Source organism: Streptomyces sp. NPDC004111 (genome assembly GCF_042874215.1).
Taxonomy (GTDB): domain Bacteria; phylum Actinomycetota; class Actinomycetes; order Streptomycetales; family Streptomycetaceae; genus Streptomyces.
In genome coordinates this window covers 87,186-113,370 of sequence record NZ_JBIAMU010000026.1, presented here as the reverse complement: position 1 = coordinate 113,370, position 26,185 = coordinate 87,186, and the positions used below count along the sequence as shown (strand labels likewise).

Annotated in this window: 19 protein-coding genes; 10 read left to right on the top strand and 9 right to left on the bottom strand. The window is 73.5% G+C overall.

What is annotated here, in order from left to right:
* Positions 1–14: 14 nt before the first annotated feature.
* From ACFYVL_RS38385 to ACFYVL_RS38355, 7 genes are all read right to left on the bottom strand, one after another.
* Positions 15–1,109 (bottom strand): Zn-dependent alcohol dehydrogenase, encoded by a 1,095-nt coding sequence (locus ACFYVL_RS38385; protein WP_389253507.1) that lies wholly within the window; start codon positions 1,107–1,109, stop codon positions 15–17.
* A gap of 208 nt (positions 1,110–1,317) precedes the next feature.
* Positions 1,318–2,718: an aldehyde dehydrogenase family protein gene (locus ACFYVL_RS38380; RefSeq protein WP_389253504.1), complete on the bottom strand. Its 1,401-nt coding sequence runs from the start codon at positions 2,716–2,718 to the stop codon at positions 1,318–1,320.
* An 85-nt stretch (positions 2,719–2,803) separates the two neighbouring features.
* On the bottom strand, positions 2,804–5,065 hold the full coding sequence (locus ACFYVL_RS38375; protein ID WP_389253502.1) for a molybdopterin oxidoreductase family protein: 2,262 nt from the start codon (positions 5,063–5,065) through the stop codon (positions 2,804–2,806).
* 76 nt (positions 5,066–5,141) lie between these two features.
* Positions 5,142–5,837, bottom strand: coding sequence for a TetR/AcrR family transcriptional regulator (locus ACFYVL_RS38370; RefSeq protein WP_389253500.1), 696 nt, complete (start codon positions 5,835–5,837; stop codon positions 5,142–5,144).
* Positions 5,838–5,973: 136 nt separating this feature from the next.
* Positions 5,974–7,353 carry a hypothetical protein gene (locus ACFYVL_RS38365; protein ID WP_389253498.1) on the bottom strand — a complete coding sequence of 460 codons (1,380 nt, stop codon included), beginning with the start codon at positions 7,351–7,353 and terminating at the stop codon, positions 5,974–5,976.
* On the bottom strand, positions 7,350–8,180 hold the full coding sequence (locus ACFYVL_RS38360; RefSeq protein ID WP_389253496.1) for a hypothetical protein: 831 nt from the start codon (positions 8,178–8,180) through the stop codon (positions 7,350–7,352). The genes ACFYVL_RS38365 and ACFYVL_RS38360 overlap by 4 nt, the downstream gene beginning before the upstream one ends.
* A complete protein-coding gene (locus ACFYVL_RS38355; protein WP_389253494.1) occupies positions 8,177–10,225 on the bottom strand; it encodes a right-handed parallel beta-helix repeat-containing protein in 2,049 nt (682 codons plus the stop codon). The genes ACFYVL_RS38360 and ACFYVL_RS38355 overlap by 4 nt, the downstream gene beginning before the upstream one ends.
* Before the next feature lie 218 nt (positions 10,226–10,443).
* Here ACFYVL_RS38355 and hmgA point away from each other — a divergent pair, with 218 nt between their 5' ends.
* From hmgA to ACFYVL_RS38340, 3 genes are all read left to right on the top strand, one after another.
* Positions 10,444–11,775, top strand: a complete 1,332-nt coding sequence (gene hmgA / locus ACFYVL_RS38350) for a homogentisate 1,2-dioxygenase (RefSeq protein WP_389253492.1) — start codon at positions 10,444–10,446, stop codon at positions 11,773–11,775.
* A 28-nt stretch (positions 11,776–11,803) separates the two neighbouring features.
* Entirely contained in the window at positions 11,804–12,553 is a 750-nt protein-coding gene (locus tag ACFYVL_RS38345) for a GntR family transcriptional regulator (protein WP_389253490.1), read from the top strand.
* A gap of 165 nt (positions 12,554–12,718) precedes the next feature.
* Positions 12,719–13,933: a type ISP restriction/modification enzyme gene (locus ACFYVL_RS38340; RefSeq protein WP_389253488.1), complete on the top strand. Its 1,215-nt coding sequence runs from the start codon at positions 12,719–12,721 to the stop codon at positions 13,931–13,933.
* A gap of 183 nt (positions 13,934–14,116) precedes the next feature.
* Here the strand turns inward: ACFYVL_RS38340 and ACFYVL_RS38335 are convergent, their stop codons facing one another.
* On the bottom strand, positions 14,117–14,392 hold the full coding sequence (locus tag ACFYVL_RS38335; protein ID WP_389253486.1) for a hypothetical protein: 276 nt from the start codon (positions 14,390–14,392) through the stop codon (positions 14,117–14,119).
* A gap of 292 nt (positions 14,393–14,684) precedes the next feature.
* Between ACFYVL_RS38335 and ACFYVL_RS38330 the strand changes: the two genes are divergently transcribed.
* The gene (locus ACFYVL_RS38330; protein WP_389253484.1) at positions 14,685–16,313 is read left to right on the top strand and encodes a serine/threonine-protein kinase; all 1,629 of its coding nucleotides are present in this window, start codon (positions 14,685–14,687) and stop codon (positions 16,311–16,313) included.
* Between the two features lie 57 nt (positions 16,314–16,370).
* On the opposite strand, the gene ACFYVL_RS38325 is transcribed toward ACFYVL_RS38330, so the two are convergent.
* Positions 16,371–17,174 (bottom strand): SGNH/GDSL hydrolase family protein, encoded by an 804-nt coding sequence (locus ACFYVL_RS38325; protein WP_389253482.1) that lies wholly within the window; start codon positions 17,172–17,174, stop codon positions 16,371–16,373.
* 185 nt (positions 17,175–17,359) lie between these two features.
* Here ACFYVL_RS38325 and ACFYVL_RS38320 point away from each other — a divergent pair, with 185 nt between their 5' ends.
* The 6 genes from ACFYVL_RS38320 to ACFYVL_RS38295 all read left to right on the top strand — a co-directional run bounded on the left by ACFYVL_RS38320 (position 17,360) and on the right by ACFYVL_RS38295 (position 26,119).
* Entirely contained in the window at positions 17,360–17,776 is a 417-nt protein-coding gene (locus ACFYVL_RS38320; RefSeq protein ID WP_389253480.1) for a hypothetical protein, read from the top strand.
* Between the two features lies 1 nt (position 17,777).
* A complete protein-coding gene (locus ACFYVL_RS38315) occupies positions 17,778–18,893 on the top strand; it encodes a GNAT family N-acetyltransferase (protein ID WP_389253478.1) in 1,116 nt (371 codons plus the stop codon).
* Between the two features lie 342 nt (positions 18,894–19,235).
* Positions 19,236–20,108: a glycosyltransferase family 2 protein gene (locus ACFYVL_RS38310; protein ID WP_389253476.1), complete on the top strand. Its 873-nt coding sequence runs from the start codon at positions 19,236–19,238 to the stop codon at positions 20,106–20,108.
* Positions 20,105–21,172 carry a glycosyltransferase family 2 protein gene (locus ACFYVL_RS38305; RefSeq protein ID WP_389253474.1) on the top strand — a complete coding sequence of 356 codons (1,068 nt, stop codon included), beginning with the start codon at positions 20,105–20,107 and terminating at the stop codon, positions 21,170–21,172. Before ACFYVL_RS38310 ends, ACFYVL_RS38305 begins: the two co-directional genes overlap by 4 nt.
* Entirely contained in the window at positions 21,169–22,068 is a 900-nt protein-coding gene (locus ACFYVL_RS38300; protein ID WP_389253472.1) for a polysaccharide deacetylase family protein, read from the top strand. The genes ACFYVL_RS38305 and ACFYVL_RS38300 overlap by 4 nt, the downstream gene beginning before the upstream one ends.
* A complete protein-coding gene (locus tag ACFYVL_RS38295) occupies positions 22,061–26,119 on the top strand; it encodes a lipopolysaccharide biosynthesis protein (protein WP_389253470.1) in 4,059 nt (1,352 codons plus the stop codon). The genes ACFYVL_RS38300 and ACFYVL_RS38295 overlap by 8 nt, the downstream gene beginning before the upstream one ends.
* Positions 26,120–26,185 lie beyond the last annotated feature (66 nt).

The window sequence follows — 26,185 nt, the reverse complement described above, 5'->3', positions numbered from 1 at the left end:
GGGCCCGGGGCTTCTCAGAAGACCACCAGTGCACGGCCTCCCTTGCCCGCGAGCATGTTGTCGAAGGCGGCCGGGATGCCGTCCAGGGCGATGTGTTCGGTGACCATCGACGCCAGGTCGAGGCGGCCCGCCCGGATGTGCTCGGCCAGCACCGGGAGGTCGCGGGCCGGGTCGCTGTTGCCGTACACGCAGCCGGCGAGGGTGCGGCCCCAGTGGAAGATCTCCAGGGCGTTGAAGGTGACCTGCTGGTCCTTGCCGCCGATGCCGACGACGGTGGTACGGCCGCCGCGCCGGGTGGATTCCCAGGCGGTACGGATCGTGGCGGCGCGGCCCACGCACTCGATCGCCACGTCGGCGCCGTGGCCGCCGGTGAGCCGGCGGACGTCCTTGGCGGTGGTGTCGGAGGCGATCAGGTAGTCGGTGGCTCCGGCCGCCGCGGCCAGTTCCTCCTTGGCCGGGGAGACGTCGACCGCGACGATCCGGGCGGCACCGGCGATCCGGGCGGACTGGATCGCGGCGAGGCCGACGCCGCCGACACCGTGCACGACGACCGTCTCGCCGGGGCGGACCCCGGCGCTGTGGTGGACGGCGCCGTAGCCGGTGAGGACCGCGCAGCCCAGGAGCGCCGCGTCGGTGAGCGGGATGCCGGCCGGGGCGGGCAGGACGCACTTGGCGTCCACCACGGTCTCCTCGGCGAAGGCGGCGACGTTGAGGCCGGGGTGGAGGTCGGTGCCGGGGTCGGTGGCGGTGGGGGTCGTACGGGCGTACACGGCGCCGGCGCCGGTGAGGGCGTCGGCGCACAGCCACACCTCGCCGAGTCCGCAGGCGTGGCATTCGCCGCAGGACGGCGCCCAGTTGAGGACCACATCGTCGCCGGGGGCGAGGTGGGTGACGGCCTCGCCGACGGCCGTGACGGTTCCGGCACCCTCGTGGCCGAGGACGGCGGGGAGGGGGACGCGCATGGTGCCGTTGGTGAGGGAGAGGTCGGAGTGGCAGACGCCGGCGGCGGCGAGGCGGATGCGGACCTGGTGGGGGGCGGGGGCGGGGAGGTCGATGTCGGTGACCTCCAGGGGGGTGTGGGGGGTGCGGAGGATGGCGGCGCGGGGCATGGGGGCTCCTGGGGCCGGAGGGGCGGGGTGGGGGCGGGGGTGGGTGGGCCGGGGTGCGCGGGGCCGGGGGCGTCCGGGGCCCGGGGGTGCGGCTCCGCCGGGGGGCCGCCCCCTTGCCCGCCCGTTCCGCCCCCGGGGGGCGGCCCCGCCGCCCAAGGGGGCTCGGCGGGCGGTGCCGCCGCCCAAGGGGGGCGGGGGTGGGGTGGGGTTAGAACTGGAGGGATTTGGTGTGGAGGTATTCGGAGAGGCCGTGGGTGCCGAGTTCGCGGCCCACGCCGGACTGCTTGTAGCCGCCGAACGGGGCCAGCGGGTTGAAACGGCCGCCGTTGATGTCGACCTGGCCCGCGTCCATGGAGCGGGCGAACGCCGCCGCCGTCTCCGGGTCGGCCGCCCAGACCGCACCGGCCAGCCCGTACACCGTGCCGTTGGCGATGCGCAGCGCGTCCGCCTCGTCCTCGTACCGCAGGATCGAGAGCACCGGGCCGAAGATCTCCTCCTGCGCGATGGTCATCTCGGGGGTGACGTCGGCGAAGACGGTCGGTGCGACGTAGTAGCCGGTGGCGAAGGGGGCTTCGGGGCCGCCGGCCACCACACGGGCGCCCTCCTCGATGCCCTTGGTGATGTAGCCGCGCACCCGCTCCCGCTGCTTGGCGTTGACCAGCGGGCCCACCCGCTCGCCCGGCGCGTACTTGGCGACCGCGTCGGCGGCCAGCGAGACGGCCTCGTCGTAGCTGTCGGTGTGGACCAGCATGCGGGTCCAGGCGCTGCACGTCTGGCCCGAGTTGGACATGACGTTGGCGACGCCGACGCCCACCGCCCTGGCGAGGTCCGCGCCGGGCAGGATGACGTTCGCGGACTTGCCGCCCAGCTCCAGGGCGACCCGCTTGACGGCCGCGCCCGCGGTCGCGCCGATCTGCCGGCCGACGGCGGTCGAACCGGTGAAGGACACCAGGTCGACGCCCTCGTGCCCGGCGAGCGCCTGGCCCGCGACCGGGCCGAGCCCGGTCACCAGGTTGAACACCCCGGCGGGCAGCCCCGCCTCGTGCGCCACCTCGGCGAAGAGCTGGGCGGTCAGCGGGGTGTCCTCGGCGGGCTTGAGCACGACCGTGCAGCCCGCGGCCAGCGCCGGGGCCACCTTGGCGACGATCTGGTGCAGCGGGTAGTTCCAGGGCGTGATCGCGCCGACGACGCCGACCGGCTCGCTGCGGACGGTCGAGTTGCCGATCTTCTCCTCGAAGGAGTACGTCGCCGCCAGTTCCGCGTACGAGCCCGCGACCACGATCGGCAGCCCGGCGTGCACCGCCTCGGCGAGCGCGGGCGGGGCGCCGAGTTCGGCGGTGACCGTGGCCGCGATGTCGTCCTTGCGGGCGGCCAGACCGTCGCGCACCGCGCCGATGAGGGCGGCCCGTTCGGCCTGCGGGGTGGCGGCCCAGCCGGGGAGGGCGGCCCGTGCCGCGCGCACCGCAGCGTCCACGTCGGCCGCCGTACCGGCCGGGACATGGGCGATGACCTGCTCGTCAGCCGGGTTCACGACGGGGATCGTGTCCTGGCCGGCGGCGGGCCGCCACTCCCCGCCGATGTACATGCCGTCGTGTGCCTGCGTCGCCATCGTGATACCTCCTGCACCGGTCCGGTCGTCGTCCGGACCCCAAACTAGCGGCGATAGTTTTTCGGCGCCAGGGGCGTCAGCGGCCTCACCCCGCCGCCGGGACGTCCGCCGCCGGGACCTCCGCCGCCGCGACGTCCGCGGGGACCTGGGCCGCCCGGTCCCCGACCGCCGTCACCTCCACCGGGAACCCGTTCAGTACCGCCGTGCCCGAGAGCGGGTCCAGCCGGCTCCCGTCGAGGAGCTGGTTGACGTTGACGCCGGGGCGCCCGGCCGCGACGGTCAGCCGGGTGCCGGGGCGGTCGTGGCCCCAGCCGTGCGGCAGGCTCACCACTCCGCTGCGCACCGCGGCGGTGATCTCCACCGGAGCCTGCACGGCGCCGCCGTCGCCGGTGATCCGCGCGGGCGCGCCGTCGGTGAGGCCCAGCCGCCGCGCGTCGTCCGGGTGGATCTGCAGGGTGCAGCGGTTGGAACCGCCGGTCAGGGCGGGCACGTTGTGCATCCAGCTGTTGTTGGAGCGCAGATGGCGGCGGCCGACCAGGACCAGCGCGCGGTCCTCGGTCCGCTCCTCCAGCGCCCGGCGCAGCCGGGGCAGGTCGGCGGCGACGGGTCCGGGGAGCAGTTCGACGCGCCCGCTGCGGGTCTTCAGCACCTGGCCGAGCCGGGGCCGGAGCGGACCGAGGTCGATGCCGTGCGGGGCGGCGCGCAGGGCGTCCAGGGTCAGCCCTTCGTACGGGCCGAGCCGCAGCATCAGGTCCAGGCGGCGTTCCGGGCCGCTGTCGCCGGTGAGCCGGGCGGCGAGGTCCGCCGGGGCGCCCGCCCTGGCGAGGGTGCGGGCGATGACCGACTCGTCGACGGTGGCGGGGTCCGCCCCGTGCAGTCCGCCGACGGCCAGGACGAGGCGGGCGTGGATCTCGCACTCGTCCATCCGGCCCGCTTCGAGGGGCAGCGCGGCGGGTGTGTAGCGGACCTGGTTGCGGACGGCGAAGCCGTTGAAGGCGAAGTCGAAGTGGGCGCTGCGGGAGGGCGGCGGGGGCGGCAGCACGACGTCCGCGTGGCGGGAGGTCTCGTTGAGGTACGGGTCGACGCTGACCATGAGGTCGAGACCGCTCTCGAGCGCGGCGTCCAGCCGGTCGCCGTCGGGGGCGGAGAGCACCGGGTTGGCGGCGATGGAGATCAGGGCCCGGATGCGGCCCTCGCCGGGGGTGGTGATCTCCTCGGCGAGCGCGGCGAGCGGCAGTTCCCCCTTGGCCTCGGGGTGGCCGCCGACCCGGCTGTGCCACCTGCCGAGGTCGAAGCCCCGGCCGGGCCCGGGGGTCCGCGGCTTCGGGGAGGTCGCGGAGAGCGGGAAGAGGGCGCCGCCGGGGCGGTCCAGGTTGCCGGTGAGCACGTTCAGTACGTCGACGAGCCAGTTGGCGAGGGTGCCGAACTCCACGGTGGAGCTGCCGACCCGCCCGTAGACCGCCGCCGTGGGCGCGGTGGCCAGTTCGCGTGCCACGGCCCTGATCTCGTCCGCCGGCAGGTCGCACACCCCGGCGACCGCCTCGGGCGTGAACCCGGCCACCGCCGCGGCGACTTCGTCGACCCCGGTCACCCGGTCGGTCAGCTCGCCGAGCGCCACCAGTTCCTCCGCGAACAGGACGTGGGCCAGGGCGGCGAGCAGCGCCGCGTCCGCACCGGGGCGGATCGCGAGGTGCCGGTCGGCGAGTTTCGCCGTACGGGTGCGGCGCGGGTCGACCACGGTGAGGGTGCCGCCACGCGCCCGCAGCGCCTTCAGCCTGCCGGGGAAGTCGGGGGCGGTGCACAGGCTGCCGTTGGAGTCCAGCGGGTTGGCGCCCAGCAGCAGGAGGTGGTCGGTGCGGTCCAGGTCGGGTACGGGGATCGCGAAGGGGTCGCCGAACAGCAGTCCGCTGGAGACGTGCTTGGGCATCTGGTCGAGCGTGCTGGCGGTGAACAGGTTGCGGGTGCCGAGCGCGGCGAGCAGGGCGGGCGGGTAGAGGGCGCCCGCCATGGTGTGCACGTTGGGGTTGCCGAGGACGACGCCGACCGCGTTGCCCCCGTACTCCTCGACGAGCGGCCGGACGCGGGCCGCGATCTCGTCGAAGGCCTCCTCCCAGCTCGCCTCGCGCAGCGTGCCGCCAACCCGGACGAGGGGTGCGGTGAGCCGGTCGGGGTCGGCGTCGAGTTCGCCGAAGGCCGCGCCCTTGGGGCAGACGAAGCCGCGGCTGAAGACGTCGGCGGCGTCGCCGCGGGCGCCGGTGACCCGGGAGCCCTCCAGCGTCAGGGTCAGTCCGCAGGTGGCTTCGCAGAGCGGGCAGATGCGCGGGGCGGTACGGGAGTTGTCGGACATGGCTGCTCCCTGTGGCGGCGGCGTTGGCGCATGGGCACCGCCGAGCATACCGACCGGTTGGCACCCCGTTCGGGGATCAGTCGAGAACCCCGGCGAGGTAGGCGCGGAGCAGTATCCGGGTCTCGGCGATGATCTCCGGGTCGCCCCGGGGGTCGGTGCGGAAGGCGAGTTGGAGTACGGAGTCGGCGGCCTCGACGGCGACGGTGAAGATCCGGCGCAGGTCGGCGTCGGGCGTGCGGCCAAGGTGGGCGGGGAGCAGGTCGACGAGACGGTCGGCGACCCGGGTGTCGGGCACACCGGCCTGGGCGGGGGCGACGAACTCGACGAGGGCGAAGCCGGGGCGGGTGCGCTTCATGGCCAGGTACTCGTCGAGGACCGCGTCCACCGCGCCGCGCCAGTCGGCCGGGGGGATGGTCTCCAGGCGGCGGGCGATGGCCTGGCCGTAGGCGTCGAGGTTGCGCTGGGCCAGGGCGTCGGCCATGGCGCGCTTGTTGGAGAAGAAGCGGTAGACCGAGCCGATGGGGACGCCCGCGCGGGTGGCGACGGCCCGGGTGGAGAGCTTCTCGTATCCGGTCTCGTCGAGGAGTTCGGCGCAGGCGTCCAGGATCCGGGCGAGGCGCTCGGCACTGCGCTGCTGCACCGGCTCGCGCCGCAGCGCGGGCCGGACCGCGCGGCCGGGCGGGGGCCGCTCGCCGGCCGGGGGCACCTGGTCGGCCGGGGACTGCGCGGGGGACTCGGGACGGGCTGGGGGCTCTGGGGGCACGGGCTCCATGATGCCGCTCCTGTCGCGTACGGAAAGAGGCGGCTTTGCGGAAGGTGCGCGGGGCGGCGGGGTGCGCGGGGTGCGGCGGCCCGCCCGCGGGGGCCGTGTGCGGGAGCCGTACGGGGGCGGCGGCAGGTCGTGCCGGTCAGGCGAGCAGCAGGCTCAGCCCTCCGGTGGTGTACGCGATCATCAGCACCAGCAGCGGGAGTTGCCCCGCGACGGCGCGGTCCGGCGGGAAGAGCCGTACGGAACGGTCGTGGGCGGCGACCACGCCGAGGACGTGGCCGGTGACGACGGCGGAGACCTGGAGCGCGGCGACGGCGCCCGCGGACAGGAGCGGGCCGGGCGGGGCCGGATCGTCGGCGCCCAGGGCCAGCAGGAAGGTGCGCGGCCCTTCGGTGACCAGCAGCGTGAAGTAGTGGGCGACGAGATAGCCGAGGGCGATGGGCAGGAGGGAGTGCGCGAAGGCGGTGAGGGGGTGCGGGAGCCGTCGTGCCGGCCCGGGGCCGGAGCCCGGCCCGTGGGCGGCGCCCGGCCCGTGGGCGGCGCCCGGCCCGTGGGCGGCGCCCGGCCCGTGGGCGGCGCCGGGTCCCGAGATCAGCCGGGTCGCTCCGGCGCACAGGCAGTAGAGGCCCGCGGCGAGGGCGACGGCGCCGAGCAGGCCGAGGGTGGCGGTGGGGGTGCGGCCCAGGGCCGAGTTCTGGACGGTGGTGATCCAGGAGGGCGAGTCGGAGAAGCCGTCGTAGGCGGTGGAGCCGAGGAGGACGCACAGGACGGCGACCAGGCCGGGGCGCTGCTGGGTCGCGTCCAGGCCGTGGAACGGGGAGCGCAGCACCAGGCGGCCGTCGCGGCGTCTGCCCAGCGGGGAGAGGTGGGCGAGCAGCGTGGAGTACACCTCGAAGGCGTCCGCGGTGGCGAACCAGCGCTCGCCGTGGCGGGCGGCGCCGGCGAGGTGGACGGCGGTGTGGAGGGCGAGGAAGGCCAGGAGGGCGGGCCGGGAGGCGGGGTCGGGGGAGGCGAGTTCGAGCCAGGTGTAGGCGAGCAGTCCGGCGGCGGCCGGCCACAGGCCGGTGCCGGACGGGAGCGGGCGGCCGGCGGCCGGGTCGCGGCCGAGGGCGCGGCAGAGCAGCCGGTGCACCGTGCGGAGCGGGTTGAGGAGCCGCCAGACGGGGCCCAGGAGGAGGGAGGCGGGGACCAGACCGACCCAGAGCAGGACGTGGACGGCACCGGGTGCGGGGTTGCGGTCCGGGTCGTCCGGGCCCAGGAGCAGGTGGAGCAGGACGAACAGGGCGGCGGCGAGGCCGAGGGCGCGCAGCGCGGCGCGGGTGGCGCGGGCGTCGGCGAGGCGCTGGAGGGCGGCGGGCAGCGGGCGGCCCGCGCGGTCGCCGCGGAAGCGGGAGCGGGACCAGAGCAGGCCGAGCGCGAGGAAGGAGACCAGCAGCGCGGCGAAGGCTCCGGCGAAGGCGTAGAAGGGCGACAGGGGCAGGTCGTGCTGGGAGCCGATGCCGTGCGCGAGGACGGTCACCGTACGACGAGTTGGGTCAGCAGCAGGTCGGACTCGTGCGTCTCGACCTCGAAGAGGCCGGTGCGGTCGGCGACGAAGGCGTAGGTGACGTGCTGTCCGGCGGGCAGTTCCACCTTCCGGTCGTAGCCGTGGATGTGCAGGGTGTCGGCGCGGTCGCTGGTGACGCCGAGGGCGAGGCGCTGGCCCTTCCTGAGTTCGACGCGGCCGGGTGCGGGGTGGACCTTGCCGTCCGTGACGGTGATGTCCACGGTCCGGTCGGCCCGGGGCGGCGCGGGCGTCGGGGCGGCCCCGGCGGCGCGGGTCGGGTCGGCTGCGGGGGCCGCCGGGGCGAGGGGCGCGGTGCCCTGCACCGGTGTGCCGCGCACCGCCCAGACGGTGTGGTCGTCGGCGTGCAGACGCACGGTGAGGGTGCGGGCGCCCCGGGGGACGGTGCGGCCCGGCAGGTGGAACCAGGGGCCGTAGAGGCGGCCGACCTCCCGTCCGTCGAGGTAGAGGTGGGCGTGGCCGCTGCCGGGGAGGGCCGCGCCGCCGGTGCTGTCGGGGGTGAACCGGAAGCGCTGGAGGCCGAGTTGGACGTTCCAGCCGTCCTCGGTGTCGGGGCGCGCGGTCAGGGTCACCGTGGGTGCCCCCTCGGCGGCGACCTCGCGCAGCCGGTGGCCGTCGGTGTCCTTGGCGGCCAGCAGCCGCCCGGCCTCCGCGGTGGCCACCTCGTGGCCGGTGCCCGGCCGGTGGTGGGTGGTGGGCCGGTCGCCGCAGCCGGTCAGCAGGGCGGCGGCGGTGAGCAGGGCGGCGGCGCCGAGCGGCGGGGCGGTACGGGTGCGCCTCATGCGACGGCCCCCGCCCGCTCGGGCGCTGCCACGGGTGCGGGCCGCGCGGTGTGCCGGGCTGCCGCGACCACCGCCCAGATCACCCACACCACGGCGAGCAGCCCGCGTATCCAGGCCGGTCCCAGCGGGGTCCAGGGGATCATCACCACCGCCTTGTCGAAGGCGTCGAGCAGGGTGAGGCAGCCGAGGAGGACGGTGGTCCGGCCGAACCACGGCCGCTCGGTGCGCAGGGCGAGGCCGGTGACGGTCCACCAGATGCCGGTCAGCAGCAGCGCCAGGGCGGGTACGTGGCCGGAGGTCAGCCCGGTGGTGGACCCGGCGACGTCCAGGGCCAGGCCCGCCGCGCCGAGCACGGTGGCCGCGGTCGCGACGCGGTGGTGCCGGAGCCTGCGCCACCAGAGCACTCCCCCGACCAGGGCGAGTACCGCCGCCGTGCCCAGGGCGAGCTGTGTCTCGACCCGGGCGATGCCCGTCGCCCCGTACCAGTCGCAGCCGGCCGGCAGCCGTCGCGCCTGCACGTTGTAGTCGGAGCAGACCAGCAGCTGGGCGAGTTTGACTGGTTCGCCGACGAGCCGGTCCGAGCCGCCGGACACCTCGCCGGGCCGGGCGCCGCACTCGGGCAGCGCGCGCGGGGTGCTGGCCCCGGATCCGGGGTCCCAGCAGTTGCCGCCGCCCTGCCCGTCCCACCAGACGTCGGCGGCGTTGGGGGCGGACCGGCCCGCCCTGTCCTTGCCCAGGACGTTCCCGGCGTACCGGTTGTGGTGCGAGGTGTCGGTCTGCTTCGCCCAGGCGTCCTCGCCGCGGATGAAGGCGGGTACGGCGTTGAGGAAGAAGCCCGCGCGCGCGTGTCCGTACACCCAGTTGTTCTCGTAGCGGTTCCAGTTGCCGCCGGCGGTGATGATGCCGGTGCCCGGTGGCATGGAGATCTGCGGGCAGACCACGCCGCGTTCGTAGCCGCGCTCGGCGGGGGGCTTGGCGCAGGTGCCGTCGGCGACGTACGGGTAGTAGTTCTCGTTGTTGTCGTGGATCAGGTTGCGTTCGAAGCGGGCGTGGTTCTGCGGGAGTCCGGGGTGTCCGGGGAAGGCGCTGTCCATCGAGGCACCGCCCATGTTGTGGTCGAACTCGTTGTCGTGGACGTACACGGAGTCGCCCGCGGTGCCCGAGTAGCCGACCATGTTGTGGTGGCTGCGGCAGCCGGTGATCTCGATGGAGTAGCGCGGGACGTCGTAGCCGCGTCCGTTGTTGATGTCGGAGGCGCTGCCCGGGTAGATGCCGGAGTCGCCGTTGCCGTAGGACTCGCAGTTCTTATAGAGGCCGTGGTCGCTGGCGAAGGTCAGGAAGCCGTACTCGTCGTTCCAGCGGGTCAGTACGTCGTCGATGACGAACCCGTCGGCGGCCAGGACGTACAGCGAGTTGAAGGTGGTGCGCTGCGCGGTGAAGTTCCGGAAGTAGATGCCGTCGGAGCCGTCCGCCCGGATCGCGTTGAGCTTGCGGTACTTGGCGTCGATGACGACGTCGGTGCGGCGGGCTCCGGTGCCCTCGATCTGGAGGTCCTTCTTGCCGAGGATCGCCACCAGGTTCTGGTTGTGCGGGCACTGCTTCTGCTGGGCGTACGACAGGATCTGGTAGCCGAGCTGCGACCTGCGGGCCTTCAGCTGCGCGCAGGCCCCGGCCGGCTCGGCGGTGAAGGGTTCCTCCTCGTACAGGCCGGGCAGCACGGCGATGTTCCTGCCCGGTGTCCTCACCGCGTCGACGGCCTGTTGCAGATGCCGGTAGCCGGAGGCGGTGCAGCGGGCGAAGAGGGTGCGGTTGCGGTCCTTCAGTGCCTGCGGGAAGCCGGCGATGCGGCGTTCGAAGTCCGCCCGGTCGGTCTTGCAGACGAGGAGGTCCGGTTCCCCGCCCCGGTGCGCGGGCACGCTCCCGGAGCCGTCGGGGAAGGCGACGGGGCGCTCCTCGTGGGCCTGCGCGGTCGGCGCGGTGAGCAGGGCGAGGGCGAGGGCCAGGAGGCCGACCAGGCACGTGCGGAACCAGCGTGTCCACGACATGTGCGAGAGAGTAGAGCAATGTTCATGTTCTGGGATCCCCCCGCGCACCGGGAATCCGCGGACCCGGGCACGGGAGTGCGGCGACGCCCGTTCCCCGTACGCCGCACCAGCCCCTCGGGACACGCCCCCCACGCGCACCCGATTCCCGTTGACGCCCCGGCGGCCAATTCCTACAGTTGTCCATAGGATTCCTTCGTCAGTGGCACAGGGAGCGGACAATGAGCGACAGCGGGCACGGCACCGAACAGGCCAGGAAGACCGCGGAGGCCCTGGCGTACTCCCCCGGCTTCGGCAACGAGCACAGCTCGGAGGCGGTTCCCGGCGCCCTGCCGCACGGGCGCAACTCGCCCCAGCGCGCCCCCCTCGGGCTCTACGCGGAACAGCTCAGCGGCAGCGCCTTCACCGAACCGCGCGCGCACAACCACCGCTCCTGGCTGTACCGGATCCGGCCCTCGGCCGCCCATCCGCCGTACCACCGCGCCGACAACGGCGCACTGCGCGGCGCGCCGTTCACCGAGACCGTCCCGGACCCGAACCGGCTGCGCTGGAACCCGCTGCCCGACCCGGCGCCCGGCACCGACTTCCTGGCCGGCCTGTGGACGCTCGGCGGCAACGGCGACGTCACCCAGCGCACCGGCATGGCGATCCACCTCTACCACGCCAACCACCCCATGCTGCACCGGGTGTTCGGCAACTCCGACGGCGAACTGCTGATCGTCCCCGAGCACGGCGGGCTGCTGATCCGCACCGAACTGGGCCTGCTGCGCGCGGAGCCCGGCGAGGTGGCGCTGATCCCGCGCGGCGTCCGCTTCCGGGTGGAGCTGCTGGACGCCACCGCCCGCGGGTACGTCTGCGAGAACTACGGCGCCCCCTTCCAGCTCCCCGACCTGGGTCCGATCGGCGCCAACGGGCTGGCCAACGCCCGTGACTTCCGGGCGCCCGTCGCCGCGTACGAGGACGTCGAGGGGCCGGTGGAGGTGGTCAACAAGTTCTGCGGCAACCTCTGGTCGGCGACCTACGACCACTCGCCGCTCGACGTCGTCGCCTGGCACGGCAACCACGTGCCGTACGTCTACGACCTGCACCGCTTCAACGTCATCGGCTCGATCTCCTACGACCACCCGGACCCGTCGATCTTCACGGTGCTCACCTCGCCGTCGGACACCCCGGGCCTGGCCGGCGTCGACTTCGTGGTCTTCGCGCCGCGCTGGCTGGTCGGCGAGGACACCTTCCGGCCGCCGTACTTCCACCGGAACGTGATGAGCGAGTACATGGGCCTGATCGAGGGCGCGTACGACGCCAAGGCGGAGGGCTTCGTGCCGGGCGGCGGCTCGCTGCACAACATGATGTCCGCGCACGGGCCCGACCGGGAGACCTTCGACCGGGCGAGCGCGGCCGAGCTGAAGCCGCAGCGGATCGACGACGGGCTGGCGTTCATGTTCGAGACGCGCTGGCCGGTGACGGCGACCGAGCAGGCCGCGACCGCCGGGCATCTTCAGCCGTCCTACGACGGGGTGTGGCAGGGTCTTCAGCGCCACTTCCGCCCGTAAGCCGCGCCCTTCCCCACGGAGACCCCAGGTGACCGCCTTCGCCCCCGACTCCCTCGTACTGAACCGGAAGCTGCCGCTCTGGTATCAGGTCTCCCAGTCGCTGCGCGCCTCCATACTGGGCCGCTCCCCGGACGCCTCGCTGCGGCTGCCCACCGAGGAGCAGCTCGCCGCGCACTACGGGGTGAGCGTCCTGACGATGCGCCAGGCGCTCAAGGAGCTGGAGTCGGAGGGCCTGATCAGCAGGCACCGGCGGCGCGGCACGTTCATCGAGCCGGGCGCCCGGCGGGGTGCCCCGCGCCGGCTGCTCGGCTCGATCGACGCGGTCGTGGCCCAGCAGTCGGGCGAGCCGGCCACCCTCCTGGGGCACGGCCCGGTACCGGTGCCCGGCGAGCTGGCCGAGCACTTCGGGGACATCTCCGAGGTGATGACCTACCGGCGGCTGCGGTACGACGCGGAGACCGGCGAGCCCACCAACTGGGCGGAGAACGCGATCCGCCCGGAGATCGCGGACCGCGTCAAGGCCGACGACCTGGAGCGCTGGCCGATGACGAAGGTGCTGCGTGACGTCGCCGGAGTACGCATCAGCCGCATCACGGACACCATCGAGGCCCGCCTCGCCGACCCGGAGACGGCGGAACTGCTGAACGTCCCGCTGCTCTCGCCGATCCTGCACTACACGGGCGTGACCTACGACGAGGCGGGCCGGGTGGTGGACGTGGCACGGATCCGCTACCGGGGCGACCGGTTCTCCTTCACGGTGACGGTGGAGGCCGACTGACGCCGGACCGCCCGGGAAGGCTGCGGTACGGCGCTGCCGCCCGGCGGGGCGCTCCTGCGCGGCGCTGTCGCCCCGCACGGCCGCTCCCGCCCGCCGCGCGCACCTCTCCCGGTGGCCCTCCCCCGCTCCCGGCGGGGTCGGCCCCGGCCGTCGCGAGCGCCTACGATGCGGGACGTGAGCGATGTTGCCGAGACGCCGCAGCCCCTCCTGCTGGACGATCTGATGCCGTGGTCCGTGGCGCCGCTGCGCCTGGGCCGGAGCTGGGTGATGGGCCCCGACCCGGCGTCCCTGCGGGCCCGCTGGGACGCGGTGACCCGGGCCGAGGGGCCGGAGCGGGAGGCCCTGTTCGCCCCCACCCGGCAGCGCACCCCGCACACCTCCGTCGCCGCCCTGCCCGGCCAGCGCACCGCCACCACCCGCTTCGCCGGCGAGGCGGGCCGCTGCCCGGAACCGGTCCGCGTCCTGCACGGCGCCTTCGACGAGCAGTGGCTGATCCCCGACCACCGGCTGATCGACACCGCCCGCCCCGAACTCTGGCGGGTCGCCGACCCCGGCCACCAGCTCTTCGCCGTCGAGCAGGGGTACGTCCCCGGGGCTGCGGGCCCCGCCCTGCTGGCCTCCGCGCTCCTCCCCGACGGCCGCTCGCCGGCCGGCCGCCCGGGGCGCATCCGCCCCCTCTACCGCCGACCCGGCGGGCAGGAGCCGAACCTGGCCCCCGGCCTGACCGCCCACCTCGCCGCGCGCTACGGCCACGCGGTCGCCCCGAAGGACGTGCTCGCCTGGGCACTGGCGGCGGCACTGCCCTCGCCCGCCGGGCCGGTGGTGCCGTTGCCGGCCGATCCTCGGGTGTGGCTGTCCGGGGTCGGGGCGGGGCACCGGCTGCTGGCCGTCCTGGTGCGCGGCGCCCAGGGCGCGGACCGGCCGCGGCTGCCGGGCGGGCAGCGGCCGTACGTCCGGGCGGCGACCCCGCCCCGGCCGGACTCGCTCGCGTACGACGGGGCGGAGTCGGCCCTGCTGCTCGGTGCGACCGGCCGCATCTCGCCGGTGCCCGTCGAGGCCTGGAACTTCGAGGTGGGCGGGGTCCGGGTGCTGGAGCGCTGGTTCGAGGAGCGGACGGCGGAGCCGACGGGGGCACTGGAGGCGATCGGCCCGCGCGGCTGGCCCCAGGAGTGGAACTCCGAGCTGCTGGAGCTGGTGACGGTGCTGGCGCTGTACGCGCAGGCGGCGGCCGGACGGCCGGAGCCCGGTTCGTACGACGTACTGGGCCGTGCCGATCTGCACGCGGCGGGGGTCCTGCCCGTGCCGGGGTCCGCGCGGCGCCCGGCCTCGGTGCTGGACCATCACGAGGAGGGCCCCGGCGGACAGTTCGCGCTGCTCTAGGGCGGCGGGAGGGCACGGGCGGCCGGGTGGTCGGGTGGTCGGGAACGACGAAAGCGCCGCTCCGCACCAGCGGCCCCCTGCCCCGGGAATGACGGATGGTCGGGCAGCGGGTCGCCTGTGTCGGAACGGCGCTCTCACCGAAGAGCAGTGCTCTGTGCGGCAGCGCTCGCGGGAAACGGCCGATCAGCCGCGGCTCCCGAACAACGACCGTCGCAGGCGCCGCAGCGGCGCGAAGAGGGAGACGCGCGAGATGCGCTTCCCCCTGCTGGTGTTGCGTGTGCGCGGCACCTCACGCGAGGTCAGTTCACGCATCAGCATCGTCGCCTCGGCCGTCTCACGCTGCGGGACGGCGGGTCCGCCGAGCACCGCGAGGTGGCGGTCGAGCCGCGAGCTGGTCGCACTGCTCCCGCATGTGATGGCAGGCACCCGGGGCCTGCTGCGCACCGTTATCTGTTCCATGTCACTCCCCACCCGTACGAGGGCACCCGTCACCGGGCAGGTTAACCCTATCTCCCCCGCATGACCCACGTGTATCCCGCCCACAGGATTCATCACAGACGTACCGGTGTTGACGGACCGTAATCGTCCAAGGAGGCGGCAGGAGCGCGGAGTTGAGCTAACTTGGAATGGTTTCGACCATGATGCCGCTCCGCTGCGGATCGGGGGACTGACGCCTGTGAGCGAAGTGCCGGGTGAGGGACGGGTGGTGGCGGGCCGATACCGCCTTTTGGCCCCCTTGGGGCAGGGCGGGATGGGGGTCGTCTGGCGCGCCCGTGACGAGGTGCTGGGCCGTGAGGTCGCGGTCAAGGAGGTACGGGCACCGGCCGGGCTCGGCGGCACCGACCAGTCGCGGCTGTACGCCCGGCTGGAGCGCGAGGCCTGGGCCGCCGCCCGCATCTCGCACCGCAACGTGGTCACGGTCTACGACGTGGCGACCGAGGACGGCCGCCCGTGGATCGTCATGGAGCTGGTACGGGGACTGAGCCTGTCCGACGTGCTGGACGCGGAGGGGACGCTCTCCCCGGCCCGCGCGGCGCACGTCGGCGCGGAGGTGGTCGCCGCGCTGCGGGCCGCGCACGAGGCGGGGGTGCTGCACCGGGACGTGAAGCCCGGCAACGTACTGCTCGGGAACGACGGGCGGATCGTCCTCACCGACTTCGGCATCGCCATGGTCGAGGGGACGTCCGCGCTGACCATGACGGGCGAGCTGATCGGGTCGCCGGAGTTCCTGGCGCCCGAGCGGGCGCTGGGGCGCACGCCGGGTCCCGAGTCGGACCTGTGGTCGCTGGGGGTGCTGCTGTACGCGGCGGTGGAGGGCAGCTCGCCGTTCCGGCTGGACACCCCGCTGTCCACGCTGCGCGCGGTGGTCGACGAGGAACTGCCGCCGCCGGTCAGGGCGGGCACGCTGCTGCCGGTGATCGAGGGGCTGCTGCGCAAGGACCCCGCCCAGCGGATGTCCGCGGCGGAGGCGGAGCGCCAGCTGCGTCTGGTGGCCGCCGGAGGGACGGTGTCGGGCGCGGGCCCGTACGGCAGTCCGACCGTCACCGCATCGACCCCGCCGCCCCGTCCGGTGCCGATGCCGGCGGGCGGCGCGGGCGCCGGCTCGTACGGCCCGGCCACGGGGAGCACCGCGGCCACCGCCCAGCCGCAGCCGCGGCGGGCCGTCGCGCTCGTCGCCGTGCTCGCGGCGGCGCTGCTGCTCGGCGTCGGCGCCCTGGTGTACGCCCTGACCAGGAACGACGGCACCGGCGGCACGACGGGCGGCAGCTCCGGCGGCACCACCGGCTCGGGCGGCACCGGCGACGCGGGGGCGGCCAACGGCTCCGGCGGCACTCCCACCGGCAAGGGCACCGGGGGCACCACGGGCGGCAGCACCGGGAGCGGCGGCAGCGGCGGCAGCGGCGGTTCCACCGGGAACGGGAACACCTCCGGAGGGACCGGTTCCACCGGTGGCACGGGAGGGCGGACCACTCCCCCGCCGCAGCAGACGGTGCGGGTGAGCGTCCATGTGGTGCGGGGCGAGTACTCGGGGAAGTGCCCGGCGCCCCGCGACGAGGCGCCGGCGTTCTCCGCGACGATCACCCTCGGGCACTCGCCGGAGAAGGTCGAGTACCAGTGGACGACGAAGAGCGGGGAGACCTCGGACGGCGAGTGGAAGACGCTGGACTTCCCGTCCGGGACCACCAACCAGCAGGTCGAGCACACCGAGTTGACCTATCGGGCGGGTGAGACCTGGCAGGACTCGGTGCTGCTGAAGGTGCGCAGCCCGCGCTCGGTGGCGTCCGACCCGGTCGCGTTCTCGGTGACCTGCGACAAGGAGACCCCGACCACTACGGGCGGGGGCTCCTCGCCCTCGGTCACCCCGTACGGACAGCCGTAGCGGGGGGCGGTGCGGGCAAAGCAGTGGAGCGGCGCGGCCGGGGCCAGCGCCCCGGGGTCACGCGGCCGAGGTGAAGACCGGCAGGTAGCCGCCCGACTGGCCGGCGGCGGTCGGGTGGTAGGACTCGCCGATGTTGCCCCAGTTCAGGCTGTGCAGCCACGGGCTCGGGGTGCAGATCTCGTGGCCGGTGAAGCTGCCGGCCACGTCCGCGTAGGCGAAGCCGTGGTCGGCCGCGCGCTTGGCGGTGGCGGTGTTGAGGTAGTCGGCGGCCGAGTTGATGGCGCTGCGGGACTTGTCGCTGAGGCCGACGGAGCAGGTGCCCCCGATCTTGTAGAAGCGCGGGTAGCCGAGGACCACCACGCGGGCCGAAGGAGCCTTGGCTCTGATGCCGTCGTACACCGAGTCCAGCTGCGCCGGCAGGGTGCTGTCGACGTAGGCGCGGGCCTGGTTGACGCGGGAGATGCAGGCGGACTCGCCCTGCAGCACACAGGTGGTCATGACGTCGGCGAAGCCGGCGTCGTTGCCGCCCACGGTGATGCTGACCAGGTCGGTCGCCGAGCTGAGCGAGCTGAGCTGACTGTTGTTCACATCACCCGTACGAGCGCCGCTGCACGCGGCGAACTTGAAGCTCGCGGGTGACGACTTCGCCGCCCAGAGGGCCGGGTAGGCCTTGCTGCTGCGCTTGCAGCTGCTGCCGTCGTAGCTGCCCGCGCCGACTCCCGAGGAGTACGAGTCGCCGAGGGCCACGTAGTCGACTGCCTGGACTTGTTCGTTCGCCTGTGCCGCGCTCGCCCCGGTGAGGGCGACGACACCGGCGAGCAGGAACGAGCATGAGAACGCCGTGAAACGGGACAATTTCATGGAACCTCCCTTAGCAGGATTTCCGCCTCGCATTTCCTACCAGCCCCAGTGACTCGCCGGTAGTGTTCATGCCAAGAACATTCGGCTCGGATCTTCTCCACACTCTCTTCGCATCCTTGACGGGGGTCAGCGGCCTGCGCGACATTGAAGCCCGGCATCCGGCGCTTCAGGGGGCAAAGTCGCCAATGCAGATCATCAGTGACAATCCATCAGCGGACGGCGGGCAACACGGCTTACGGGGCCGCGACCTGCTTCCCTCGGTCGCGGGTGCGGCGCTCGCCGTGGCCGCGGCGGGGGGCTTCCTCGCGTTCACCGACCTGTCGTCGCCGCTGCGCGCGCCGTTCACGGTCGTCTTCATGGTGGTGGCGCCCGGCGCGGCCGTCGCGACATGGCTCCGGCAACTGGAACCGCTCGGGCGGACGGTGGCGTCCTTCACGGCAGCACTGGCTCTCAACCTGCTGGTGGCGCAAGCGATGCTGGCCATGCACCTCTGGTCGATCAGGGGCGGGATCGCGGCGGTGGCCGCGGTCAGCGTCCTCCTCTTCCTGCTCACAGCGGTCCGGTCCCGGGCCGGCCGTCCGGCGCGAAGGCAGGCACCCTGACGTGGAGATCTCCGTGTACCGTCCCGGCGAACTCACCGCCGCGGACCGGGCGACCTGGACGGCGATGCAGTCCAAGGCGCATCTGCACGGTTCGCCCGAGCTGGCGAACCCGTTCCTCTCCCCGGAGTTCGCGCTGGCGCTGGGCAGGTGCCGGCGCGGGGTGCGGATCGCGGTCGTCCGGGAGGAGGGCGAGGCCGCCGCGTTCTTCGCGTACCAGAGATCCAGCACCGGCGTGGGCCGGGCGCTGGGGCTGGGCGTCTCCGACAGCCAGGGCATCGTGCACCGGCCCGGCTTCACCTGGGACGCCCGGGAGATGCTGCGGGCGTGCGGGCTCGCGGTGTGGGAGTTCGACCACCTGGCACAGGGGCAGGGGGCCTTCGAGACCGGTGCGACCGGCCGGTTCGCCTCCCCCGTGATCGACACCCTCGACGGCTACGACGCGTATCTCGCCCATCTGCGCACGCACTCGCCGAAGTTCCTCAAGACCACACAGGCCAAGGAACGCAGGCTGGGGCGCCGGGTCGGCGAGGTGCGGTACGTGCACGACGAGCGGGACCCGGCCGCGCTGCGGGCGCTGATGCGGTGGAAGTCCGCGCAGTACCGCAGGACCGGGCGCAGCGACCGCTTCTCCCAGGCCTGGATCATCCAGCTGGTCGAGCAGCTCTTCCACACCCGCAGCGAATCCTTCACGGGGCTGCTTTCGGTGCTCTACGCGGACGGCCGGCCGGTCGCGGCGCATTTCGGCCCGCGTTCGGAGCGGATCATCGCGAATTGGTTCCCGGCCTACGACCCGGAGTTCGCAAAATATTCACCGGGATTGCTCATGCAACTCAAGATCGCCGAAGCCGCGGCCTCCGAGGGCATCGCGTACATCGATCTGGGGCGCGGCCAGAAAGAGTACAAGGACTCCCTCAAGACCAGGGAGATCATGGTTTCCGAGGGATGGGTGATGCGCCCGCACCCGGTGGCATTCGGCCACCGAGCGCACCGTGCACCGGTGCGGGCCCTGCGCAATGCGGTGGTCGAACGGCCGGAATTGTTCGAACCCGCCGACAAGTTGCTCAAACGGATCGGGGAAATCCGATCGGGACGGTTCCGGATGCGACCGTCGAAGTAAGCCAAAGTCACAAAAAAGCGAGGCTTCGTTCCAGGTCTTGCCATAGGGTCCCAATCATCAATACCGTCGTACATCCACCCGCATCGGCCCATCAAGCAAAGCGGCTCTAGGGGAGGGCTCAAGCGTCGCGATGGGGCACGGGGCGGGAGCGCGGTAGGGGGGTGCCGTGCTCGGCAGCCAGCATTCATGCCGGGACACGTTCCGCGCAGAGCAATAGCCAGCTCACCCAACCAGTACGGAGTGGTATTCCGTCATGGCCGGGGTGAAACCCCCCTTTCGAACCGGAAAATCATCCGGACCGCCCGGGGGCGGGCGGTCCGCCGGTGGAGAGGGAAAAGACTCATGAGCTCATTTCTCCGACCCGCGGTACCGGGGCAGGATCCGCTCAGCGAGCCGTCCACGAACGGCAGCAGCCGCAGCAGCGCGATCAAGAAAAGCCTGAAGTACCGGCCCATCTCCTCACATCTCGCGATCACCGTGCCCGTGAGTGTGGTCATCCCCGCCATGAATGAGGCGGAGAATCTTCCGTACGTCTTCAAGACGCTTCCGGACTGGATTCACGAAGTCGTTCTGGTGGACGGCAATTCCACCGACAACACCGTTCAGGTCGCCCGTGAACTGTGGCCCGACGTCAAGGTCGTTCCGCAGACCGGAAAGGGCAAGGGCGACGCGCTGATCACCGGTTTCGCCGCCTGCACCGGCGACATCATCGTGATGGTCGACGCGGACGGCTCCGCGGACGGCCACGAGATCGTCTCCTACGTCTCCGCGCTGGTCTCCGGCGCCGACTTCGCCAAGGGGTCCCGGTTCGCCAACGGCGGCGGCACCGACGACATGACCCCCGTCCGGAAGCTGGGCAACTGGGTGCTGTGCTCGGTCGTCAACGCCAAGTTCGGCGCCCGTTACACCGACCTGTGCTACGGCTACAACGCCTTCTGGCGGCACTGCCTCGACGAGATCGACCTCGACTGCACCGGCTTCGAGGTGGAGACCCTGATGAACATCCGGGTCGTCAAGGCGGGGCTGAAGGTGCAGGAGATTCCCAGCCACGAGTTCGAGCGCATCCACGGCACGAGCAACCTGAGCGCCGTCCGGGACGGTCTGCGCGTGCTGAAGGTGATCCTCAAGGAGCGCGGCAAGCGGCACGGGCGACGGCGTACGGCGCTGCCCGCACTGCCCGCGCGCCGGATCACCGGCCGGGGAGAGGTGTCTTGAGAGCGGCCACCGACGCGGCACACGCCGGTCCGCCCGACATCTCCGTGGTGATCTGCGTGTACACCGAGGACCGCTGGGAGGACATCCTCGCGGCGGTCGCCTCGGTGCGCGCGCAGTCCCGGCCGGCGGCGGAGACGCTGCTGGTGGTGGACCACAACCCGGCGCTGCGCGAGCGCCTGGTACGGGAGTTCAAGGAGTCGCGCGCCCAGGTGCGGGTGCTCGCCAACGCGGGCCCCCGCGGCCTCTCCGCGGGCCGCAACACCGGGATCGCGGCGGCCCGCGGCGAGGTCGTCGCGTTCCTCGACGACGACGCGGTGGCCGAGCGGGACTGGCTGCGGCACTTCGCCGCCGGGTACGCCGATCCGCGGGTGATGGCGGTCGGCGGCCTGACCATGCCCGCCTGGGCGTCCGGCCGCCGCCCCGACTGGTTCCCCGAGGAGTTCGACTGGGTCGTCGGCTGTACGTACAAGGGCATCCCGGCGGGCCGGGTGCGGGTGCGCAACGTGCTGGGCGGCAACGCCTCGTTCCGCCGCACCGCCTTCGACGCGGCCGGCGGCTTCGCCACCGGCATCGGCCGGGACGGCGACAAGCGCCCGCTGGGCTGCGAGGAGACCGAGCTGTGCATCCGGCTCGGCAAGGCGCTGCCGGACGCGGTGCTGCTGATCGACGACCGGGCGGTGATCCACCACAAGGTCCCCGGCAGCAGGGAGCGATTCGGCTACTTCCGTTCCAGGACCTACGCAGAGGGGTTGTCGAAAGCCCTGGTGGCGCGAAGTGTGGGTGCGGGCAAGGGACTTGAGTCCGAGCGCCGCTACACCTCCCGGGTGCTGCCCGCGGGGGTGCTGCGCGGGCTCCGGGACGCGGTCCTCGGCCGTCCCGGCGGGGCGGGCCGGGCGGGGGCCATCGTGACCGGAGTGGCCGCCGCGGCGGGCGGGTACGTACTGGGCAGTCTCCGGGCCCGCAGGTCGGGCGGCGGATTCTCGGTCGCACCGGCCGCGGCGGAAGGAGCGGCGGCGGCCGGAGAGGCAGGGGATCGCGAGGGACGCGAGGGGGCGCACGCATGAGCAGTCCGAGCGGCAGCAGAGACACGGCGGCGGGCCGCGGCGGCGGGCAGCCGGCCGCCCGGGGCACGGGCGGCACCACCGCCCCCGTGCCGATCCTGATGTACCACGCGGTCGGCCACCGGCCCGCGCAGGCGGCGTACGGGCTCTCCGTGTCGCCGGAGGCCTTCGCCGAGCAGATGGAGCTGCTGGACGCGCACGGCTTCACCCCGCTCACCACCGGGGAGCTGGGTGCGGCCTGGCGCGGCAGCCGGACCGTGCTGCCGCGCAAACCGGTGCTGATCACCTTCGACGACGGGTACGAGGGGGTGCACCGGTACGCGCTGCCCGTCCTCGCCAAGTACGGCTTCCGCTCCAGCCTGTTCGTCACGACGGGCTGGCTGCGCGGGCCCCACGAGGGGCCCGGCGCGCTGGACACCATGCTCGACTGGGACCAGGTGCGCCAACTGGCCGGCGCGGGGGCGGAGATCGGCGGGCACAGCCACACCCATCCGCAGCTGGACCAGCTGGACGACGGCAGGCTGCGGTTCGAGCTGCTGCGCTGCCACGAGATCGTCGCGGAGCAGTTCGGCGGCACCTCCCCCGTCTCGTTCGCCTACCCCTACGGCTACTCCAGCCGCCGGGTCAGACGGGCGGTGCGGGACGCCGGGTTCGCACAGGCGCTCGCCGTCAACAACGCGTCCGCGGTGCCCCGCCAGGGCCCGTTCGCGCTGCACCGGCTGACGGTGCAGCGCTCCACCGGCATCGAGCGGTTCGCGCGCATGGTGGAGAACACCGCCACCTACCGCGACTTCGCCCGGGAGCGCGCCCTCACCCGCGGGTACGCGGTGGTGCGCAGGTGCCGGTCCGCCGTCCGGCTCGCGCGACACGCACGAGAGGCAGCCGCCAGCCGTGTCTGACACGACCACCGCTCAGGCCGGGAACGACACCGGGGAGAACAGGGCAGTGACCGGGGAGCGGCTGCCGTCGCGCAGGCTGCGGCTCCCGGTCCCCAGGCTGCCCGGAGCCAAGCAGTCCGCTGCCGGTCCGGCCGGCGGCAAGGGCTCCGGCGGCGGGGCGGACGGCGGCAGTCCGCTCTTCCGCAACGCCTATGCGCTGATGCTCAACACGGGGGTCAGCGCCCTCCTCGGCCTGAGCTTCTGGCTGGTCGCGGCGCGGTACTACACGCCGTCCGCGGTCGGCCAGGGGTCGGCGGCCATCGCCGCGATGAAGCTGCTGGCCGGGCTGACCGCGCTCACCCTCACCGGGGCGCTCGCACGGTTCATCCCGGTCTCCGGCCGCCGGACCGGACGGCTGGTGTTCCGTACCTACGCGGGAAGTTCGCTGGTCGTGGCGGTGGCGGCCGGGATCTTCCTGTCCACGCTGGACTTCTGGGGTCCCTCGTACAGATTCCTGCACGGGCCGCTGAACGGGCTCGGCTTCGTGCTCGCCGTGGTGATGTGGTCGCTGCTGACCCTCCAGGACGGGGTGCTGACCGGGCTGCGCAGCGCGCTGTGGGTGCCGGTCGGCAACACGGTCTTCTCGGCGGTGAAGCTGCTGCTGCTGGTGCTGATCGCGTCGTCGATCCCGACCGCCGGGGTCTTCGTGTCGTGGGTGGCGGCCATCGCGGTGTCGGTGGTTCCGCTGGGCATCCTGGTGTTCCGCAGACTGGTGCCGCAGCACGTGCGGGCCACCGAGGGGCTCGCCGAGCCGCCGACGATGCGGCAGATGGGGCGCTTCCTGGCCGGTGACTACACCGGTTCGCTGTTCTCGCTGGCCGTCGTCTATCTGGTGCCGGTGATCGTCGCCTCGCAGGTCAGCTCCGCCGACAACGCGTACTTCTACATCACCACCACCATCGGCGGCACGGTCAACCTGCTCGCCATCAACATGGGTGCCTCGCTGACCGTCGAGGGGGCGCACGACCCCGCCTCGCTGGCCCGCAACTGCCGGGCGGCGCTGAAGAAGATGGCGAAGCTGATGCTGCCGGTGGGCGCGGTGCTCTTCTTCGGCGCGCCGTACATCCTGCGCGTCTTCGGCGAGGGCTACGCGCAGGCGGCGACTCCGCTGCTGCGCTGGTTCGCCGTCGGGGCGCTGCTGCGGGTGATCATCGAGGTGTACTTCGCGGTGCTGCGCGCGCAGAGCCGCACCAGCGGACTCGCCTATCTCCAGGGCGCGCTGTGCGTGCTGGTGCTGGGCCTGACGCTGCTCCTGCTGCCCCGGATGGGGCTGACCGGGGCGGGCGTCGCCGAGATCTCCAGCCTCGCGGTGATCGCCTCGATCGCCGCGGTCAAGCTGTACGGGGTGGTCCGCGCGGCTCCGGCGGCGGGCCCGCAACCGGCTACCGCCCCCGCCCGGCAGGGCGCGGAGAGCGCGCGGGAGACGGACGGGGGGACGGGACAGGGGACGGCGCCCGAATCGGCACCCGAAGGCCCGGCTCCGGAGGCCGCCGGGGAGGTGGCCGCGGTACGGACCGCACGGCCGCCGCACCGGGAGGGCCCGCGCTGGGCGCTGCGGACGGCGCTGGGCGACGCCACCACGCTGCCGCTGGGCACGGCCGCCGACTTCGACCACCAGGAGCGCCGGCCGGACGTGCGGATCGGTCCGGAAACTCCGGCGGCCGGACTGTACATCCCCCGGGGCGGTTCCGGTGTCGTACCGGGTATGAAGCAGGAGGACGCGGAGGAACACCGGCCGACCTGGGCACTGCGGGTACCGCCGAAGGTGCGGCCCCCCGACAGGTTCGCCAAGTCCCATGCCCCCCGGGAGACTTCCGGCACTTCCACCCCGGCATCCACCTCGTCCACTCCGGCCGGAACGCCGTCCGCCGAGGAGAGCGAGAAGCCGGTCCCGGCCGCTGCGGGCACCCCGGACGGCCCCGCCGCGGACGCGTACGGCACGGCGGACCCCGCTCCCCCGCCGCACCGGCTGCGCGCCCTCCTCGGCCGCCACGCGGTCGAACTCGCCTTCGGCGCAGTCCTGCTGGCGGCGCTGCTGCTCTACTGGCTGCCGGTGCGGGGCATCGGCGAGGCCGATCTGGACCGGATCGGCGGGCTCGGGCTGATCTCCGTACTGCCCGCGGCGACCCTGATCGGGGCAGCGCTGCTCGCGGTGTCGTTCGCGTCGCTGCTGTGGCTGGAGCGGCCGAGGACGGCGCTGCTCGGCGCGGCCCTGCTCGCCACCGTCGTCTCGCTGCACGCGCTGCCCGCGGTGCTGGAGGAGGCGCCGCGCTTCGCGACGGCGTGGCAGCACCTCGGCTTCCTGGACTACATCGACCGCACCGGCACCGCGGTGCCCGACCTGGACGCCCGGTGGAGCTGGCCCGGGTTCTTCGCGGCGGCGACCTTCGTGGCGCAGGCGTGCGGGATCTCCGACATGTCGGAGGTCATCCGCTGGTGGCCGCTGCTCATGCAACTGCTCTATCTGGCACCGCTGTTCCTGCTGATGAAGTCGCTGCGGGCGAGCTGGCGGGCGAAGTGGACCGGCGCCTGGTTCTTCGTGCTGAGCGGCTGGGTCGGCCAGGACTACTTCTCGCCGCAGGGCTACACGTACCTCCTCTACCTGGCCTTCGTGGCGATCCTGCTGGTGTGGTTCCGCGAGCCGCGGGTCATCTGGACCCGGCGGCGGCCGGGCGAGGCGGAGGTGCGGCCGGCCGGGCGGCGCGAGAAGGCGATGCTGCTGGTGGTGCTGATCGCCCTGTTCGCGGGGACGGTTCCGGCACACCAGCTGACCCCGTTCGTGATGCTCGGGGTGGTGGCGGTGCTGGTGATGTGCCGGCGCTCCACGCTGCGCGGGCTGCCGGTGCTGTTCGCGGTGCTGGTCGCGGTCTGGATCGGGTTCTTCGCCGAACCGTACTGGTCGGGGCACTTCGACGAGCTCTTCGGCGGGATCGGCGGCCTCGGCGACAACGTCTCCTCCTCCGTCGCGGGCCGCATCGAGGGCGGCAGTTCCACGCACAAGCTGGTGCTGTACGTGCGGGTGGCGATGGCGGGCGGGGTGATGGCGCTGGCCTGCTGGGGCTTCTCGCGCCGCCGCTTCGCGGGCTACGCCGAGCGCTCGCTGCTGGTGCTGGCGTTCGTCCCGTTCCTGGGCCTGGGCATGCAGAGCTACGGCGGCGAGATGGCGCTGCGCGTGTTCATGTTCGCGCTGCCGGGTGCCGCGCTGCTCGCCGGGCTCGGCTTCTTCCCCCGTACCGGGGCGACCGCCGCCGAGCGGGACGCCGACCGCACCAGCCTGGCCCCGCTGGCGGCCCTGCTGGCCGGGCTGGTACTGATCGGCGGATTCCTGGTGGCCCGCTGGGGCAACGAGGCGTTCGAACGGGTCAGGGCGGGCGAGGTCGCGGCGATGGAGTACGTGTACGCCCACGACGAGCCGACCACCCGGCTGCTGTGGATGAGCAACGACGTCGTCGACAACGTGACGCCCGCGCTGCCGTGGGGTGCCAGGGACATGGAGAAGGTGCAGTACGAGCCGACGGAGGCGCCGCGCGACCCGGTGCTGGTGGCCGGTCTGGTCAAGGCGCTCAAGGACGCGGGACCGAACTCGTACCTGATGGTCAACCGCAGTCAGGTGGTGTACCTCCAGATGGACTCGGGGTACGCGGCCAGCTGGGAGAAGCGGCTGCTGCACAACCTGGACGCCCGGCCGGAGCTGAAGAAGGTGCTGGCCAATCCGGACGTGTCGCTGTACGCGCTGCGCAAGCAGCCGGAGGGCCCCGTCGAGAAGGCGGACCCCGGCCCGGTCGGACCGCAGGTGACGTGGACTCCGTGGTCGGTGGTCGGGGCGCTGGCGGCGGTCGCGCTGATCCTGCTGCTGTCGGTGCGCGAGGTGGTGCGGGTGGCGCGGCCGGAGAGCGTGCGCAAGCTCCGGTGGATGCAGTCCACGTACTGGTTCTCGCTGCCGCTGCTGGCGGTGCTGCTGGCGGCGCTGATCATCCGGGTCATGTCGCTGGCGGGGATCGCGGGGACGTAGGGGCGGCGCGGCGGGGGTGAACCCTGCCCTCCGGCCTCCGGCCTCCGGCCCCTGCCCCGCCGTGGC